Genomic DNA, 16,054 nt, shown 5'->3' on the forward strand with positions numbered 1-16,054 from the left:
GGGCGCGCCCCCGCCCCCCCCCCCCCCCCCCGCGGGGGGCCCCCCGCGCGCCCCCCCCCCCCCCCCCCCCCCCCCCCCCCGGGTGGGAGTGCGCCGGCGGGTCGGGGGCCCGCCGGGGGAGTGGGTCGCCGGGTCAGGCGGCCATGGTCAGCTTCACCGGTTCGATGCCGGTCGCGCTGTGGCGCTCGGCCCAGTTCTCCAGTGCCGTACGGCAGGCGTGGTCGAGGTGGTGCAGACCCGACAGGTCCAGCTCGACCGGGCGGTCCTGGGGCAGGGACTCCAGGCTGTCGAGGATCTTCGGCAGCCTGAGGAACGTCGCGTTGCCCGACAGATACGCCTGGACGGGGCCGGCGCCCTTGTCGACGACCTCCAGCTTGACGTGTGAGGCCTCCCAGGCGGTCTTGACGACCGACAGGGCGAGGCCGATCAGGACGCCCTCGAACATGTTCACGGTGACGATCGACACCGCGGTCACGACGAGGATCAGCGCCTCACCCTTGTGACCCCGCCACAGCCCCGCGATCTGGCGGAACGGGATCAGCTTCCAGCCCGCGTGCACCAGGATGCCCGCGAGGGTGGGGATCGGGATGAGCGCCAGGGCGGAGGGCAGCGCGGCGGCGAACAGCAGCAGCCACACGCCGTGCAGCACCCGCGACGCCTTGGTCTTCGCACCCGCGCTGACGTTGGCGGAGCTGCGCACGATCACCGCGGTCATCGGCAGCGCGCCGAGCAGACCGCACACCGTGTTGCCGGTGCCCTGGGCGATCATCTCCTTGTCGTACTGGGTGCGCGGACCGTCGTGCAGCCGGTCCACGGCCGCCGCGCTGAACAGGCTCTCCGCCGAGGCGATCAGCGCGAACGCGACGATCGTGCCCCAGATGGCCGGGCTGGCCAGTTCGCCGAAGGCCTCGGACCCGGGCGGCTGGATGACGCCGAGCAGGCCCTCCACCTCGACCGTGGCGACCGGCAGGGAGAAGACGAGCGAGACGACCGTCGCCAGGACCACCGCCGCGAGGGCGCCCGGCACGGACTGCACCTGCTTCGGCAGCTTCTTCCACAGCACGACGACGGCGATGGTGCCCGCGCCGATGGCGAGGGAGGCCAGGGCCTCGGTGCTCCGGAACGCGTCGGCGAACGCTCCGGGCAGGCCGAAAATCTTGCCTATGCCGGTCTCCGGCGCCTTCAGGCCGGCCGCCGCGTAGATCTGGCCGGCGATGATCACCAGGCCGATGCCGCAGAGCATGCCCTCGACGACGGAGACGGAGATCGCCCGGAACCAGCGGCCGATCTTGAGGAAGCCCATGGCGAGCTGGAGCAGGCCGGCGACCAGCACGATGACACCGAGCGTGCCGACCCCGAATTCGCTGACGGCCTCGAAGACGATCACGGTCAGACCGGCGGCCGGCCCCGACACCTGGAGGCTGCTGCCGGGCATGAGCCCGGTCACCAAACCGCCCACGATGCCGGTGACAAGACCGATTTCGGCCGGAACGCCGGAGGCGACCGCGACGCCGACGCACAGCGGCACGGCGACCAGGAAGACGACGATGGAGGCGAGGAAGTCCTGCCGCAAGTGGGGGAATTTGGATATGGCGGACATGGCGGGCCTCACAGAGTCTCGAACGAGTCGGTCTCCGCGCGGTGTTCGCGCACCGCACCCGTGTGCACCTCGTAGTACCAGCCGCGCAGGCGGATCCGGTCCTCCGCGAGCCGCTTCTCGATGCACGGGTAGGAGCGCAGCCGCTGAAGCTGCGTCAGGACGTGGTTCTGTACGGCCTCGGCGACCGTCGGGTCGCTCGGATCGGAGCACTTGGGGTGGTCCGCGGCGTGTGCCAGCCAGTCCCGCACGGCCGGTACGGCGTCCAGGTCGTCGCCGCGCACCACCGCGCCGACGGCGCCGCAGTGCGAGTGCCCGCAGACCACGATGTCCTTCACGCCGAGGACTTCCACGGCGTACTCGATGGTGGCCGCCTCGCCCGTGGGGGTGGCGGAGGCGTAGGGGGGAACGACGTTGCCCGCGGTGCGCAGTTCGAAGAGCTGGCCGGGGCGGGCGCCCGTGATCAGTGCCGGGACGACCCGGGAGTCGGAACAGGTGATGAACAGGACCTCCGGGGACTGGCCCGCGGCGAGGCCGGCGAACTCCTCAGATCGCTGTCCGAACTTTCGGGCGTTGTCGATGAGGGGCTGCATGATGTGGTGATTCCTCCTGGCGCGCGTGGGGCGCGTCGGGCGAGCATGACAGAGCAACAGAGGTGGGGGACTGCTGTGTGCTCAGCAGCGGAAGACCTGAAGTGCGGCCTGTGAATGGGCTGACGACGGTCTCTCGCGGTCGTAAGCGGCACCGGGCGGGGGCGCGACGAGGCCGGTTCCCGGCTCCCCTCGGGCGGGCAGCGGCCGTCCGGCCGCGTCGGGCGCGGGCACGACCGTGCGGGTGCGGTCGCGGAAGTGCAGGTGGCCGTTCGGGTCACCGCAGGAGGGAGCCGAGTGGAGGGAGGTGTACTCCTCGTGGCTCCGCGCCGTGATGGAGGGGATGGTTCCGGTCTGGGCCGTGGCCACGAAGTCACGTGTTGTGTACGCGTGTGCGAACGACGCCGTGGCGGCGAGGCAGGGGAAGGTCAGCAGGACGGCGGCGAGAACCGCTAACACGGTCCGTGCCGTCGCACCTCTGAACATGACTGCCCTCCCTCGAAACGCCCATGCCTTCTAGTCCGGACCAACGGTTGGTCAACGGTTGGTCAAGAAACACGTTAACCCTGCAAAGTTGTTTGCAGGGTTAACTCAACGTTTCGAGCGGAAGAGAGCCCAAAAAGAGTGGGTTGACTGTCCGAAACCAGATCTTGATCTTGGCTGCGGTGATCCGGTAATGGGCCCTCGGGGTCAGTCGGTCGCGGTCGGCTCCACCAGTCGCTTGGCGTCGCGGGCGAGCGCGGTCAGCCGCGAGATCGCCCGGAAGTACTTCTTGCGGTAACCGCCCTTCAGCATCTCCTCGCTGAACAGCCGGTCGAAGGGCAGCCCGGAGGCCAGGACCGGGACCTCGCGGTCGTAGAGCCGGTCCGCGAGGACGACGAGCCGCAGCGCGGTCGACTGGTCGGGAACCGGCCGTACGCCCGTGAGGCACACCGCCTTGAGCCCGTCCGTGAGGGCGCCGTAGCGGCTCGGGTGGACCCGGGCCAGGTGGTCCAGCAGATGCGGGAAGTCGTCGAGGGAGGCGCCCTCGGTGGCGTACGCCGCCTTGGTCACCTGCTCGTCCGAGTACGGGGCCGGGGCCTCGGGCAGGCCGCGGTGGCGGTAGTCCTCTCCGTCGATGCGCAGGGTGCGGAAGTGCGCGGACAGGCCCTGGATCTCGCGCAGGAAGTCGGCCGCCGCGAAGCGGCCCTCGCCGAGCTTGCCGGGCAGCGTGTTCGAGGTCGCGGCGAGCGCGACGCCGGCGTCGACCAGCTTGCCCAGCAACGTCGACACCAGGACCGTGTCGCCCGGGTCGTCCAGCTCGAACTCGTCGATGCACAGCAGCCGGTGTCCGGACAGGGTCTGCACGGTCTGCTGGAAGCCGAGGGCGCCGACCAGGTTGGTCAGCTCCACGAAAGTGCCGAAGGCCTTGTACTCGGGTGCGGCCGGGGTGGCGTGCCACAGGGAGGCGAGCAGATGGGTCTTGCCGACGCCGTAGCCACCGTCGAGGTAGACCCCGCGGGGCCCTGCCGGGGCCTTCGGGGCCTTGGCCCTGCCGAAGCCGAAGAGGCCGCGCTTGGGAGCGCCCTTGCCGGAGGCGTGCGCACCGCCCAGGCCCGCCGCGAAGGACTCGAGGACCTGGACGGCCTCGGTCTGGCTCGGCTGGTTCGGGTCCGGGATGTACGTGCTGAAGCGGACCGAGTCGAAACGCGGTGGCGGGACCATCTCCGCGACCAGGCGCTCCGCGGGGACGCGGGGCTCACGGGCGCAGAGGGAGAGGGGGGTGGCCGCGTCGGTTATCGGGGGGCGGCGGTTGGCGGGGGCGGGGGTGGAGGACACGGTTACCCATGCTAGGGCCTGTGGGCGGGTGGCTATGGGGGTGGCTATGGGGGTGGCCGCGGGGGGCCTGTGGGTGCGGCCAGGGGCGTGGTGGCGGCGGTGCCTGCGGGGGTGGGCGAGGAGGTGCCCACGAGGGCGGCTAGTAGGTGCCCGCGGGGCAGTGCCTACGGGACGCCGGTCCGGTCGTCTCGCGGGTGCGGCGGCGTCGCGGTCGGCCGCCCTCCTCCACGCTCGGCTTCGCTCGCGCCGTGGGCCTCATCGCCGGGAAGTCGGGGAGCCGGGGAGTCGGGGGGAGCACGGAGTCGGGGACCCTCGTGGCCGGGAAGCCGGGAAGCCGGGAAGCCGGGAAGCCGGGAAGCCGGGAAGCCGGGAAGCCAGGGAAGCCAGGGAAGCCGAGGAGGCGCGGAGCTGGGGAGCCGCGGAGCCGCGCAGCCGGGGAAGCCGCGGAGTCGCGTACCGATACCGACGCCGAGCCCCCGAGGGGCGCGGCTTCGTCGCTCGGCACGTTCGGTATCGCTCTCGCGTGGAACACTGCTCCGCATGCGACGCCTGTTCCCTGCGGCCGCCGAGGCCGATGATCGTGAGTGGAGTCTCGCCGAGCTGGCCGAGGCCTATGCCTATCCCGAGCCGGGGCCGGGTGAGCCGGCGGCCTGGCTGCGGGCCAACATGGTGTCCACGCTGGACGGGGCCGCCCAGCACGAGGGGCGGTCCCAGCCGATCTCCAACGCGACGGACATGCGGATCTTCGGCACCCTGCGGGCGCTGGCCGATGTGGTCGTGGTCGGTGCTGAAACGGTTCGCCAGGAGGGGTACCGGCCCGCGCGGGCGCGGGCGGAGTTCGCCGCGCTGCGGGAGGCGGCCGGGCAGGGGCCGGCCCCCGCCATCGCGGTGGTCTCCGCGAGCCTGGAGCTCGACTTCTCGCTTCCGCTGTTCACCTCGCCCCTCGTGCCCACGCTGGTGCTGACCGGCGCGGCGGCGGACCCGGCGCGGATCGCCGCCGCCGAGAAGGCCGGGGCCCAGGTGGTCATCGCCGGTGACGGGGTCGGCGTGGAGCCCGCCCGGGTCGTACGGGCGCTCGCCGAGCGCGGCCACACGCGCCTGCTGACCGAGGGAGGCCCGCGGCTGCTCGGGCAGCTGATCGCGGCCGGGGTGCTCGACGAGCTGTGTCTGACGGTCTCGCCGATGCTCACCGCGGGGGACGCCCAGCGGATCGCCGGGGGGCCGGGCGTGGCGACGCCGCGGCAGTTCGAGCTGGTGTCCCTGCTGGAGGAGGCCGGGTTCCTCTTCTCCCGTTACCGTCGGTCATGAGTTCATATGGAATCTGCCATTCCGTTTCGATGGAATGTGCCGTTCCGTTTTGCTTCCGATGGGCAGACTAGGACTCGCAGTACCCGTGCGCTCACGGGGCAGGATGGTTTCCGCAGGGCCTGGGGCCCACGGAGGACAGAGGGCGTCACAGCCCTCGAAGCAGAAGGGGGCGCCTGGTGTTCACAAGCGTTTTGATGATCGAGAAGGCCCTGACGTCCGCCGACGTGGAGTTTGTCACCACCTTGCACGGCGACGAGCCGGTCCGCTTCCACGTGCTGCTCCAGCCGCGCGGCGAGCAGGCCGACCGCCTGCTGCGCGCCATCGACGACCTCGCCCTCGGCGCCGTGGAGGAGGCCGTGCGCGAAGGGGAGACGCCCGAGGGCGAGGAGGCCAGAAGCGCCGGGGAGCAGGCGCTCGACGTGTCGCTGAGAGCGCTGCGCGCGGCCGGCAGCGCAGCCGACGGACGGCTCATCGAGGACCATCCGCTGGACGCGCTGAAGTCCCTGGTCGCGGAGGTCGGGGCGGACGAGGTGATCGTCCTGACCGACCCGCACTACGTGGAGGAGTTCTTCCACCGCGACTGGGCGTCGCGGGCCCGGCACCGGGTCGGGGTGCCGGTGCTCAAACTGTTCTCCCACAGCAAGGCATAGGCTTGGGCGGCGCACCCCGGCCGGCCGCGGCCGGGGCGCCCACCGACGTACCGCACACCGAGACGCCGAGCACCGCGTCTCGACGTACCGCATCTGGGGAGAAGAACGCATGGCACCCGGCCTTCCTACCGCCATGGACCGACCGCACTTCATCGGCATCGGCGGCGCCGGAATGTCGGGCATCGCCAAGATCCTCGCGCAGCGCGGCGCCAAGGTCGCGGGCAGTGACGCCAAGGACTCGGCGACCGCCGAGGCGCTGCGCGCGCTGGGCGCCACGGTGCACATCGGACACGCCGCCGAGCACCTCGCCGACGACGCGAGCTGCGTGGTCGTCTCCTCGGCGATCCGCGCCGACAACCCCGAGCTGGCCCGCGCGGCCGAGCTGGGCATCCCCGTCGTGCACCGCTCCGACGCCCTCGCCGCGCTGATGGAGGGCCTGCGCCCGATCGCGGTCGCGGGCACCCACGGCAAGACGACCACGACGTCGATGCTCGCCGTCTCCCTCTCCGCGCTGGGGCTGAACCCGTCGTACGCCATCGGCGGCGACCTGGACGCGCCCGGCTCCAACGCGCACCACGGCGACGGCGAGATCTTCGTCGCCGAGGCCGACGAGAGCGACCGCAGCTTCCACAAGTACGCCCCCGAGGTCGCCATCGTCCTCAACGTCGAGCTGGACCACCACGCGAACTACGCCTCGATGGACGAGATCCACGAGTCCTTCGAGACCTTCGTCGGCAAGATCGTCCCCGGCGGCACCCTGGTCATCTCCGCGGACCACGAGGGCGCGCGCGAACTGACCCGCCGGCTCGACGGCACGGTGAGGACCGTCACGTACGGTGAGTCGGCCGACGCCGACGTCCGGATCCGCTCCGTCGTCCCGCAGGGCCTGAAGAGCGAGGTGACCGTCGAGCTGGACGGCGCGTCGCTCACCTTCACGGTCTCCGTCCCCGGCCGCCACTACGCCCACAACGCGGTCGCCGCCCTCGCGGCGGGCGTGGCGCTGGGCATCCCGGCGGCCGAGCTGGCGCCGGCGCTGGCCGCGTACACCGGCGTCAAGCGCCGCCTCCAGCTCAAGGGCGAGGCCGCCGGCGTCCAGGTGATCGACTCCTACGCCCACCACCCGACCGAGATGACCGCCGACCTGGAGGCGATGCGCGGGGCGGCCGGCGACGCCCGCATCCTCGTCGTCTTCCAGCCGCACCTGTTCTCCCGCACCCAGGAGCTGGGCAAGGAGATGGGCGAGTCCCTGGCGCTCGCGGACGCGTCCGTCGTCCTCGACATCTACCCGGCCCGCGAGGACCCGATCCCCGGGGTCACCAGCGAGCTGATCATCGACGCTGCCCGCGCGGCGGGCGCCGAGGTGACGGCCGTGCACGACAAGGCCGAGGTACCGGACGCGGTCGCGGGAATGGCCCGCCCCGGCGATCTCGTTCTCACCATGGGCGCGGGCGACGTCACCGACCTCGGCCCGCGCATCCTGGACCGTCTGTCGAGCCAGTCGAAGTAAGGGGCTGAAGCACATGCCGTACGACGTCGAGAAGCCGGACGAGCAGTGGCGCGCGGAGCTGTCCCCGGCCGAGTACGCGGTGCTGCGCCAGGCCGCCACCGAGCCCGCGTTCACCGGTGAGTACACCGACACCAAGACCAAGGGCGTCTACTCCTGCCGTGCCTGCGGCGCCGAGCTGTTCACCTCCGACACCAAGTTCGAGTCCCACTGCGGCTGGCCGTCCTTCTACGACCCCAAGGACACCGACGCCGTGGAGCTGGTGGAGGACCGCTCCCACGGCATGGTGCGCACCGAGGTGCGGTGCGCCCGCTGTGGATCACACCTCGGGCACGTGTTCGAGGGTGAGGGGTATCCGACGCCGACGGACCAGCGGTACTGCATCAACTCGGTCGCGCTGCGGCTCCACACCGACGAGGCGTGAGGGGACGCCGCCCGAACCGACCCGAAACGCCCTCGGCCCGCCCCGCGGACCGGAATACTGGTGACCTCTCACGACGAGGTGACCGGGGAGCGGATCGGTGAACTCTGCTGGAGACAAAGGCCGTTGGAGCGAGGACGGCATCCGGGGCGGGCGGCACGCGGTCGTCGTCGGAGGGAGCCTCGCGGGACTGCTCGCGGCGCATGTGCTCGCCGGGCACGCGGACCGGGTGACGATTATCGAGCGGGACCGGTTCCCGGACGGGCCGCAGTCGCGGCCCGGTGTGGCGCAGGGCCGGCATCCGCATGTGCTGCTGGAGGGCGGGCAGACGGCGCTGGAGTCGCTGCTGCCGGGCTTCCTCGCGGAGCTGCGGGCGGCGGGGGCGCCACGGGTGGGACTGCCGTCGGACCTGGTGCTGAGGCAGGACGAGCGCTGGTTCCGCCGCATGCCCTCGACCACACACATCTACACCGGCTCCCGCGCCCAGCTGGAGGAGCTGCTGCGGCGGCGGGTGCTCGCCAACCCGGTGATCGGGGTGGTGGAGGGCACCGACGCCGTCGGACTCGCCGGTGACGCCTCGCGCGTGCGGGGCCTGCTGCTGCGGGACCGCTCCGGCGGCGCCCGCGGCGAGCAGCGGACCCTGGAGGCCGACCTGGTCGTCGACGCCTCCGGCAGCGGGACCAAGGCCCCGCAGTGGCTCACCGCGATCGGCGCCGAGGCCCCGCGCGAGGAGACCATCGACACGGGGCTGGCGTACGCCTCCCGCGTCTACCGCGGCAAGGACGGCGTCCTCGGCGGCGACACCGCCGGCTACTACGTCTACCCCAGCCCCGCCCAGGTCCACGGCGGCGGTGCGCTGCCGCTGGAGGACGGCACCCACCTGGTCATCGTCTCGGGGCTGCGCGGCGACGAACCGCCCACGGACGACGACGAGTTCGTGACGTACGCCAAGCGGCTGCCGCATCCGCTGCTGCACCGCTGGCTGGACGAGGCCGAGCCGCTCTCCCCGGCGTTCGGCTACCGGCGCACCGCCAACGTCCGCCGCCGCTACGACCTGCCCGGCCGCCGCCCGGCCGGATTCCTCGCCACCGGTGACGCCCTGTGCACCTTCAACCCGATCTACGGGCAGGGCATGGCCGTCGCCGCGATGAGCGCGGTCGCCCTGCGCGACGCGCTGGCCGACCCGCGCCGCACCCCCACCACGCTGCGCGTCCAGCGGGCCGTCCTCGCGGCCTCCCGGCAGGCCTGGGACATCTCCGCCGGAGCGGACCGCAAGATGCCCGGCGCCACCGGCACCGCGGTCGAGGGCCGGCCCGCGGACCGCGCCGCCGAGTGGTACCTGCGGCGCGTCCAGGAGCGCTACCCGAACGACCCCGTCGTGGGCCGCGCCTTCCGCGCCGTACTGACCCTCTCCGCGCCCGTCACCGCCCTGTTCACGCCCCCCGTGGCCCGCGCGGTCCTCTTCGACGCGCCGCGGCCCGCGCTGACGGAGCCTCCGGTGACACCGGAGGCCTGAGCGCTGTGGCGGAGCGCTGGACGGCGGGGTCCGTCGTGCGCTCCGCCGCCGGGGTGGCCCGGGTACCGGGGCCGTCGGGGTTGTCAGGAGAGTCGGTGCTGCCGGGGCGGCCCAGGAGCCGGTTCAGGAGGGGGCCGGCCATCGCTGTCGTGACCACGGCCATGACGACCATGAGCGAGTAGAGGCCCTGGCTGAGGATGCCGAGGTGGAGGCCGACGTTCAGGACGATCAGCTCGGTCAGGCCCCGGGTGTTCATCAGGGTGGCGAGGGCTGCGGACTCGCGCAGCGGCATGCGGTTGAGGCGGGCGGCGGTGAACGCGCCCGCGAACTTGCCGCCGATGGCCACCGCGAGGATCAGGGCGAGGTCGCCGAGTCCGCCGGCGTCGAGGCCGGAGAGGTCGACCTGGAGGCCGGCGACCAGAAAGAACACCGGCAGCAGCAGGGTGCCGCTCAGCTGTCCGAGGCGGTCGTGGACGTCGGCGCGCAGCCGTTCCGTGCCGGTGCGGGGGAGGACCACGCCGAAGAGGAAGGCGCCGAAGATGTAGTGCAGGCCCAGCCACTCGGTCGTGGCGGCGGACAGCAGCAGTCCCGCGAGGACGCAGGCGAGCACGCCCGGGGTGAGCGAGACGGCGGTGGTGCGGGCCGCGAGACGGCGCAGCAGCGGGCGTACGACGAAGAACATGCCCAGCAGGTAGGGGGCGGCGAGCAGGATGCGCCACTGCTCCGGGCCGGTCGGGCCGCCGAGGGCGACCACGGCGGCCAGCAGCGTCCAGGCGAGTACGTCGTCGATGGAGGCGCAGGCCAGCGCCACCACGCCGAGTGGGCTGCGGGCCATGTCGCGGTCGGTGAGGATCCGGGCCAGCACCGGGAACGCCGTGATCGACATGGCGATGCCCATGAACAGCATGAACGCCGTACGGTCGGTGGCGGCGTGGTCGCGCAGGAGGTAGAGGGCCAGGAGGGTGCCGAGACCGAACGGCAGCAGGATCGAGCTGACCGAAACGCTGGCGGCGAGGCTGCCGATCCCGCGGATCCGGCCGGCGTCCCACTCCAGGCCGATGACGAACATGAAGACGGCGATGCCGACCGCGGCGAGCGCGCTCAGCAGGGGCCGTACGGAGTCGGGGAAGACGGCGTCGGAGACCGCCCCGTCGAACAGGGTCGGCCCCAGGGCGATGCCGGCTAGCACCTCCCCGATCACCGCGGGCTGACCCAGGCGCCGCGCCAGCGCGCCGAGCAGCCGTGCCAGGAGCACCAGTACGGCGAGTCCCGCGAGAAGGGACGTCGTCTGATCAGCAGTCATGCGGCGATGCTTGCCGCCGGGACGACACGGTGAACCCGCCGGGCGGCGGTTCCGAGGGCACTGAGGGCACGCGGGGGCGCAGGTTCGGCGCAGCTTGCTTCCGCGGGGGCGCCGACGGGCGGGAACGGCACCGGCCACCGGCCTGGATTCCGTCCTGGGACGGCAGGGCGCACCGAAGCGCCCGGGCGGCGCCCGGTCAGGCGTCCGCCAGCCTGCGCCGCGCGTCCCCGAGGAAGCCCTCCAGAGCGATGTCGAACGCCCGGTCCGCGCGGTGGCCGGCGACGGCGGCCAGGGCCTCGGCGAGGCGTGGGGTCGCGGCGGTGTCGGCGATCTCCCACATGGTCTCGGGGGCGGCGAGGTCCAGGGCCGAGCCCAGGACCACGTTCTCCAGGGCGGTGAGGACGGGCATGACGTCGGGCAGCGGGAAGCCCGCGTCGAGGAGGAGGTCGACGGCCCGCTCGTACTGCGCGAGGACGCGGGGCGCGCGCACCGGCGAGGTCATCAGCATCGGGATGGCGCGCGGGTGGGCGGCGAACGCGGCCCGGTAGGAGCGCGCCCAGGCGGCCAGCGCGCGGTCCCAGGGGCGCAGGTCCAGGGTCGTGGCGTCGATGGCCTCCGCCACCCGCTCGCGCAGCAGTTCGACGATGCCGTCCCGGCCGTCCACATGGTGATACACCGAGCCGGTCTGCACACCGAGCCGGCGGGCGATCTGCGGAACGCTGAACTCGCCCTGGCTGTCGACGAGTTCCAGTGCGGTGGTGGTGATGCGCTCCCGGTCGAGCAGGGGTGTGCGCGGCCGTCCCATGAGGCGTGGTCCTTTTCGAGGTCTTCCCGGCTGTCTGAAGGTGAGGTTACATTGCGGAAACCGAAAGCCTTTAGGTTTACGGCGCCGGACACCCCGCACGCCCGTCCCCACTCGTCCCTCACGCAGTCAGAAGGGCTTCGCCCGTGCCCGTCTCCAGCTCCAGCACCAACCCAGGCCCCGGTCCCGGTCACCGGCCCGGCTCCGGTCCCCGGCCCGGCTCGGACCCCCGGCCCGGCTCCGCCTCCCGGCCCGGCTCCGGCTCCGCCTCCCGGCCCGGCTCCGGCTCCGGCGAGGGCGCCGCCGTCTCAGGCGAGGGCGCTGCCGTCTCCGGCGAGGGCGCTGCCGTCTCCGGCGAGGGCGCCGCCGTCTCCGGCCCCGCCCTGCGCGCCGGCACGCTCGGCACCGCCGACATCGCCTTCTTCGTCGTCTCCGCCGCGGCCCCGCTCACCGTCATGGCCGGAGTCGCCCCGCTCGCCATCCTGCTCGGCGGCATCGGCGCTCCCGTCGGGTATCTGCTCGCCGGCCTCACCCTCGCCGTCTTCGCCGTCGGCTTCACCGCCATGAGCCGCCATGTCCGCAGCGGCGGCGCGTTCTACGCGTACATCACCCGCGGCCTCGGCCGCGGCGCCGGCATGGGCGCCGCCCTGCTCGCCCTCATCGGCTACAACGGCATGGAGATCGGCGTCTACGGCCTCCTCGGCACCGCCACCCAGGACACCGTGCACGCCCTGACCGGCGCCGACATCCCGTGGCTGCCCGTCTCGCTCGCGGGCCTGCTGCTCATCGGATACGGCGGCTACCGGTCCATCGACTTCGGCGCCAAGGTCCTCGGTGTGCTGCTCGTCGCCGAGACCGGCATCCTCGTCCTGCTCGCCGCCGGGGTGCTGCTCAAGGGCGGGGCGCACGGGCTGTCCCTCACCTCGTTCACGCCCGGCAACGTCTTCGTGCCCGGTCTCGCCGTGGTGCTGGCCTTCGCGTTCGCCGCGTTCACCGGCTTCGAGTCGACCGTGATCTACCGCCGCGAGGCCCGCGACCCGGGGCGCACCGTGCCCCGCGCCACCTACGCGGCCGTCGGCTTCCTCGGCCTCTTCTACGCCTTCGTGGTGTGGATCGCGATCCAGGCCTTCGGCGACGCGGAGGTCGTCGCGGCGGCCGGCGAGGACCCCGCCGAGCTGTTCTTCACCGCCATCACCTTCTACGTCGGCGGCTGGGCGGCCGACCTCATGCACATCCTCATCGTCACCAGCGTCCTGGCCTCCCTGCTCGCCTTCCACAACGCCATCAACCGCTACGGCCTCGCCCTCGCCGAGGAGGGGATCCTCCCCAAGGCGCTGGCCCGGGTCCACCCGCGCCACGGTTCGCCGTACGTCGCGGGCCTCGCCCAGACCGCCCTCGGCGCCGTCGTCGTCCTCGCCTTCGCCGTCGCCGGAGCCGACCCGTACGCGCAGTTGCTGCTGTGGGTGAACACCCCCGGCATGCTCGGCCTGATGGCGCTGCAACTGCTGGCCGCGCTCGCCGTGCCGCTGTACTTCCGGCGGATCCGCCACAGCGAGGGCGCCCTGCGGACCGTGGTGGTGCCCGTCGTCGCCGCGGTGCTGCTCACGGCGGCCCTCGTCCTGGTCGTCGCCCACCTCGACCGGTTCACCGGCGCGTCCGCGACGGTCAACGCCGTGCTCGTCGTCCTCGTCCCCGCCGTCTTCGCCACCGGCCTCCTGCTCGCCCGCCGCCTGCGCCGGCACCGACCGGAGGTCTACGAGCGGTTCGCCGCCGAGCCGGACGCCGATGCCGAGGAGCCCGACTCCGCGCGGCCCGCCACCTGACCCGCACGCCCCCCGATCCATCCACCACCCACCGTCCCCCTCCCGCACGACAAGGAGCCCGCATGCCTGCCCCCGCCGACCTGGTTCTCACCGGCGCCCGTGTCCGCACCCTCGACCCCGACCGGCCGTACGCCACCGCGGTCGCCGTGCGCGACGGGAGGATCGCCGCCGTGGGGGAGGAGGACGACGTACGCGACTGGCGCGGCGCCGCCACCGAGGTCGTCGATCTGGGTGGTGCCTGGCTGGTGCCGGGGCTGGTGGACGGCCACAGCCATCCGGTGTACGGCCTGGACATGGCCACGGGGCTCGATCTGTCGCGGGTCACCGACCTCGACGGGCTGCGGGCCGCGCTCGCCCGCGCGGAGCGGACGGACGGCTGGGTGGTCGGTTTCGGCCTGGACCACAACGTGTTCGGCGGGCGGCCCGTCGACCGCGCCCTGATCGAGGACGTCCTCGGCGACACTCCCGCCTTCCTGCGGCTCTACGACGGCCACTCGGCCCTCGTCACCGGGGCCGCGCTGAAGGCCGCCGGCGTGACCGGCCCCCGGACGTTCGCGCAGCGCTCCCACCTCGCCGTCGACGCCGACGGCCGGCTGACCGGGCACCTCGTGGAGCACGCCGCGATGGACCTGGTGACCGCGGTCATGCCGCGCCCGTCGTACGCCGAACGCAGGGCCCGACTGGTGGAGTTGCTGTCCGCCATGGCGGCCACCGGACTCACCGGCGCCCATGTCATGGACGCCGGCGACCCGGAGCTGGTCCGCGCGGTGGCGGAGGAGACCGTGCTGCCGCTGCGGCTGCGGTTCGCCCCCTGGTGCATGCCGGGCGCGGACCGCGACGACCTGGCGGAACTCGTCGCCCTGCAGCGGCTCGGCGGGCGGCACTGGCGGGTCGGCGGGGTGAAGTTCTTCATGGACGGCACCGTCGAGGGCGGCACCGCCTGGCTGGAGCACCCGGACTGCCACGGCCAGGGCACCGAGGCGTTCTGGCCCGACCCGGCGGCCTACCGCGACGCGGTGCACCACCTTCACCGGGCCGGGGTGCGCACCGCCACCCACGCGATCGGGGACGCGGCCGTGCGCCACGTCCTCGACACGGTCGCCGAACTGGGCCCGGGCGCGCGGCTCACGCACCGGATCGAGCACATCGAGTCGGTGCCCGACGACACGATCGGGCGCTTCGCCGAGCTGGGCGTCATCGCCTCCATGCAGCCCCCGCACACCGAGTACACCCGCGCCGACCGCTCCGACGAGTGGTCCCGGCGGCTCGGCGACGCCCGCGCCGGGCGGGCCTGGCGGCTGCGGGACCTGCGGGACGCGGGCGCGGTCGTCGCCCTCGGCTCGGACTGGCCGATCGCCCACTACGACGCCCGCGCCGTCCTCGCCACCGCGCGGGCGCCGCGGGGTGCGGCCTCCGCGCGCGCCGGTCTCACCGGCCTCCAGGCCCTGGAGGGCTGCACCACCCACGCGGCCCTCGCCGCCGGGGAGTCCGCCGTCGCCGGACGGATCGCCGAGGGCTTCCGCGCCGACCTGACCGCCTTCGGCCTCGACCCGGTCAAGGCTCCGGCGGACGAGGTCGCCGAGGCGCCGGTACCGCTCACCGTCACCGGCGGGCACATCGTGCACCGGACGCTCTGATCGTCTCTCAGGGCGCCAACAGGCCGCCCAGCCAGTCCAGTTGGCGCCGGACATGCGCCGCCTCCCCGCCCTCGTGCCCGTTGAACGGATAGGCGTGCAGCTCGCGGCGCGGATCGGGGTCCGTCAGCTCGCCGTAGCGGTGGTAGGCGGCGTACGCGCCGCTGGGCGGGCAGACCGTGTCGCGCAGGCCGACGCCGAAGTGCGCGGGGGCGGTGGCGCGGCGGGCGAAGGGGACGCCCTCGACGTAGGAGAGGGTGCGCAGGGCAGCCGTCTCGGCGCCGCGGTGCACGGCGAGATAGGCGGAGATCTCGCCGTACGGCCCGTCGTCGGTGAGGTCGAGGGCGCGGCGGATGCCGCACAGCAGTGGGGCGGTGACCAGGACGGCCGCGAGGTCGGGCACCAGCCCCGCGACGGCCAGCGCGAGCCCGCCGCCCTGGCTGTTGCCGGCCGCGGCCACCCGCCCGGGGTCGACCCCGGGCAGCGCCCGCAGCGCGGCCACCGCGCGGACCGCGTCGGTGATCAGCCGGCGGTAGTGGTAGTCGTGCGGATCGAGCAGGCCGCGTACGGCGGGGCCCGGTCCGCCGGGGGCCGTGGCGTGCGGGTCCGGGGTCGCGCCGCCGCTGCCGTACCGGTCGCCCTGGCCGCGGTTGTCCATGAGCAGATGGGCGTATCCGGCGGCGGGCCAGGTGAGCCGTTCGTGGGGCAGGCCTCGGCCGCGGCCGTAACCGGCGTACTCCACGACGGCGGGCAGCGGACCCGGCGTCCCGGCCGGGCGGGTGTACCAGGCGCGCACCGGGTCACCGGCGAAACCCGGGAACGTCACGTCCCAGGTGTCGACCAGCCGGAGCCCGGTGGCCACCGGGCGGGCGGACAGGACCGGTTCGGCCGGTTCGGCCTCCTTCAGCGTGGCCTGCCAGAACGCGTCGAAGTCGGCGGGCTCGTCGGGGGCGGGGCGGTGGTTCTCCAGTTGGTCCAGCGGCATGTCGAACGCGGGCACGGCACCTCCCGGGGTTCAGGACAGGATCTCTCTCCCCTCCGATCGTTACGGCTATGCATCTGAAACTTTCGAATTGGTGGTGATGGGA

At 73.3% G+C, this 16,054-nt stretch carries 14 protein-coding genes; 7 read left to right on the forward strand and 7 right to left on the reverse strand.

The window, feature by feature from the left end; translation table 11 throughout:
• Positions 1-133: 133 nt before the first annotated feature.
• The 4 genes from ACIG0D_RS25130 to zapE form a co-directional block, all read right to left on the reverse strand.
• The gene (locus tag ACIG0D_RS25130) at positions 134-1,600 is read right to left on the reverse strand and encodes a SulP family inorganic anion transporter (RefSeq protein WP_399804912.1); all 1,467 of its coding nucleotides are present in this window, start codon (positions 1,598-1,600) and stop codon (positions 134-136) included.
• Between the two features lie 8 nt (positions 1,601-1,608).
• Positions 1,609-2,190, reverse strand: coding sequence for a carbonic anhydrase (locus ACIG0D_RS25135; RefSeq protein WP_399804914.1), 582 nt, complete (start codon positions 2,188-2,190; stop codon positions 1,609-1,611).
• An 81-nt stretch (positions 2,191-2,271) separates the two neighbouring features.
• Positions 2,272-2,646, reverse strand: a complete 375-nt coding sequence (locus ACIG0D_RS25140; RefSeq protein ID WP_399804916.1) for a hypothetical protein — start codon at positions 2,644-2,646, stop codon at positions 2,272-2,274.
• 231 nt (positions 2,647-2,877) lie between these two features.
• Positions 2,878-4,005 carry a cell division protein ZapE gene (gene zapE / locus ACIG0D_RS25145; RefSeq protein ID WP_399804919.1) on the reverse strand — a complete coding sequence of 376 codons (1,128 nt, stop codon included), beginning with the start codon at positions 4,003-4,005 and terminating at the stop codon, positions 2,878-2,880.
• A 540-nt stretch (positions 4,006-4,545) separates the two neighbouring features.
• Between zapE and ACIG0D_RS25150 the strand changes: the two genes are divergently transcribed.
• The 5 genes from ACIG0D_RS25150 to ACIG0D_RS25170 all read left to right on the forward strand — a co-directional run bounded on the left by ACIG0D_RS25150 (position 4,546) and on the right by ACIG0D_RS25170 (position 9,404).
• Complete coding sequence (locus ACIG0D_RS25150) at positions 4,546-5,313, forward strand: pyrimidine reductase family protein (protein ID WP_399804922.1); 768 nt, start codon at positions 4,546-4,548, stop codon at positions 5,311-5,313.
• 176 nt (positions 5,314-5,489) lie between these two features.
• On the forward strand, positions 5,490-5,963 hold the full coding sequence (locus ACIG0D_RS25155) for an indole-3-glycerol phosphate synthase (RefSeq protein WP_399804925.1): 474 nt from the start codon (positions 5,490-5,492) through the stop codon (positions 5,961-5,963).
• Between the two features lie 109 nt (positions 5,964-6,072).
• Positions 6,073-7,470 carry a UDP-N-acetylmuramate--L-alanine ligase gene (murC, locus tag ACIG0D_RS25160; RefSeq protein ID WP_399804928.1) on the forward strand — a complete coding sequence of 466 codons (1,398 nt, stop codon included), beginning with the start codon at positions 6,073-6,075 and terminating at the stop codon, positions 7,468-7,470.
• A 13-nt stretch (positions 7,471-7,483) separates the two neighbouring features.
• Positions 7,484-7,891 carry a peptide-methionine (R)-S-oxide reductase MsrB gene (msrB, locus tag ACIG0D_RS25165; protein WP_399804931.1) on the forward strand — a complete coding sequence of 136 codons (408 nt, stop codon included), beginning with the start codon at positions 7,484-7,486 and terminating at the stop codon, positions 7,889-7,891.
• A gap of 139 nt (positions 7,892-8,030) precedes the next feature.
• Positions 8,031-9,404: an FAD-dependent oxidoreductase gene (locus ACIG0D_RS25170; RefSeq protein WP_399805284.1), complete on the forward strand. Its 1,374-nt coding sequence runs from the start codon at positions 8,031-8,033 to the stop codon at positions 9,402-9,404.
• Here ACIG0D_RS25170 and ACIG0D_RS25175 read toward each other — a convergent pair.
• Together ACIG0D_RS25175 and ACIG0D_RS25180 are read right to left on the reverse strand one after the other, a co-directional pair.
• Complete coding sequence (locus tag ACIG0D_RS25175; protein ID WP_399804934.1) at positions 9,322-10,707, reverse strand: cation:proton antiporter; 1,386 nt, start codon at positions 10,705-10,707, stop codon at positions 9,322-9,324. The two genes, ACIG0D_RS25170 and ACIG0D_RS25175, sit on opposite strands and share 83 nt — an antisense overlap.
• A 196-nt stretch (positions 10,708-10,903) precedes the next feature.
• A complete protein-coding gene (locus ACIG0D_RS25180; RefSeq protein ID WP_399804937.1) occupies positions 10,904-11,512 on the reverse strand; it encodes a TetR/AcrR family transcriptional regulator in 609 nt (202 codons plus the stop codon).
• A 380-nt stretch (positions 11,513-11,892) separates the two neighbouring features.
• On the opposite strand from ACIG0D_RS25180, the gene ACIG0D_RS25185 reads away from it, so the two are divergent.
• Positions 11,893-13,332, forward strand: a complete 1,440-nt coding sequence (locus tag ACIG0D_RS25185) for an APC family permease (protein WP_399805287.1) — start codon at positions 11,893-11,895, stop codon at positions 13,330-13,332.
• Positions 13,333-13,394: 62 nt separating this feature from the next.
• The gene (locus ACIG0D_RS25190) at positions 13,395-14,969 is read left to right on the forward strand and encodes an amidohydrolase (RefSeq protein WP_399804940.1); all 1,575 of its coding nucleotides are present in this window, start codon (positions 13,395-13,397) and stop codon (positions 14,967-14,969) included.
• Positions 14,970-14,976: 7 nt separating this feature from the next.
• Here ACIG0D_RS25190 and ACIG0D_RS25195 read toward each other — a convergent pair whose 3' ends face one another.
• A complete protein-coding gene (locus tag ACIG0D_RS25195; RefSeq protein WP_399804943.1) occupies positions 14,977-15,966 on the reverse strand; it encodes an acetylxylan esterase in 990 nt (329 codons plus the stop codon).
• Positions 15,967-16,054 lie beyond the last annotated feature (88 nt).

The organism is Streptomyces sp. NPDC052773, from assembly GCF_044547145.1.
Lineage (GTDB): Bacteria > Actinomycetota > Actinomycetes > Streptomycetales > Streptomycetaceae > Streptomyces.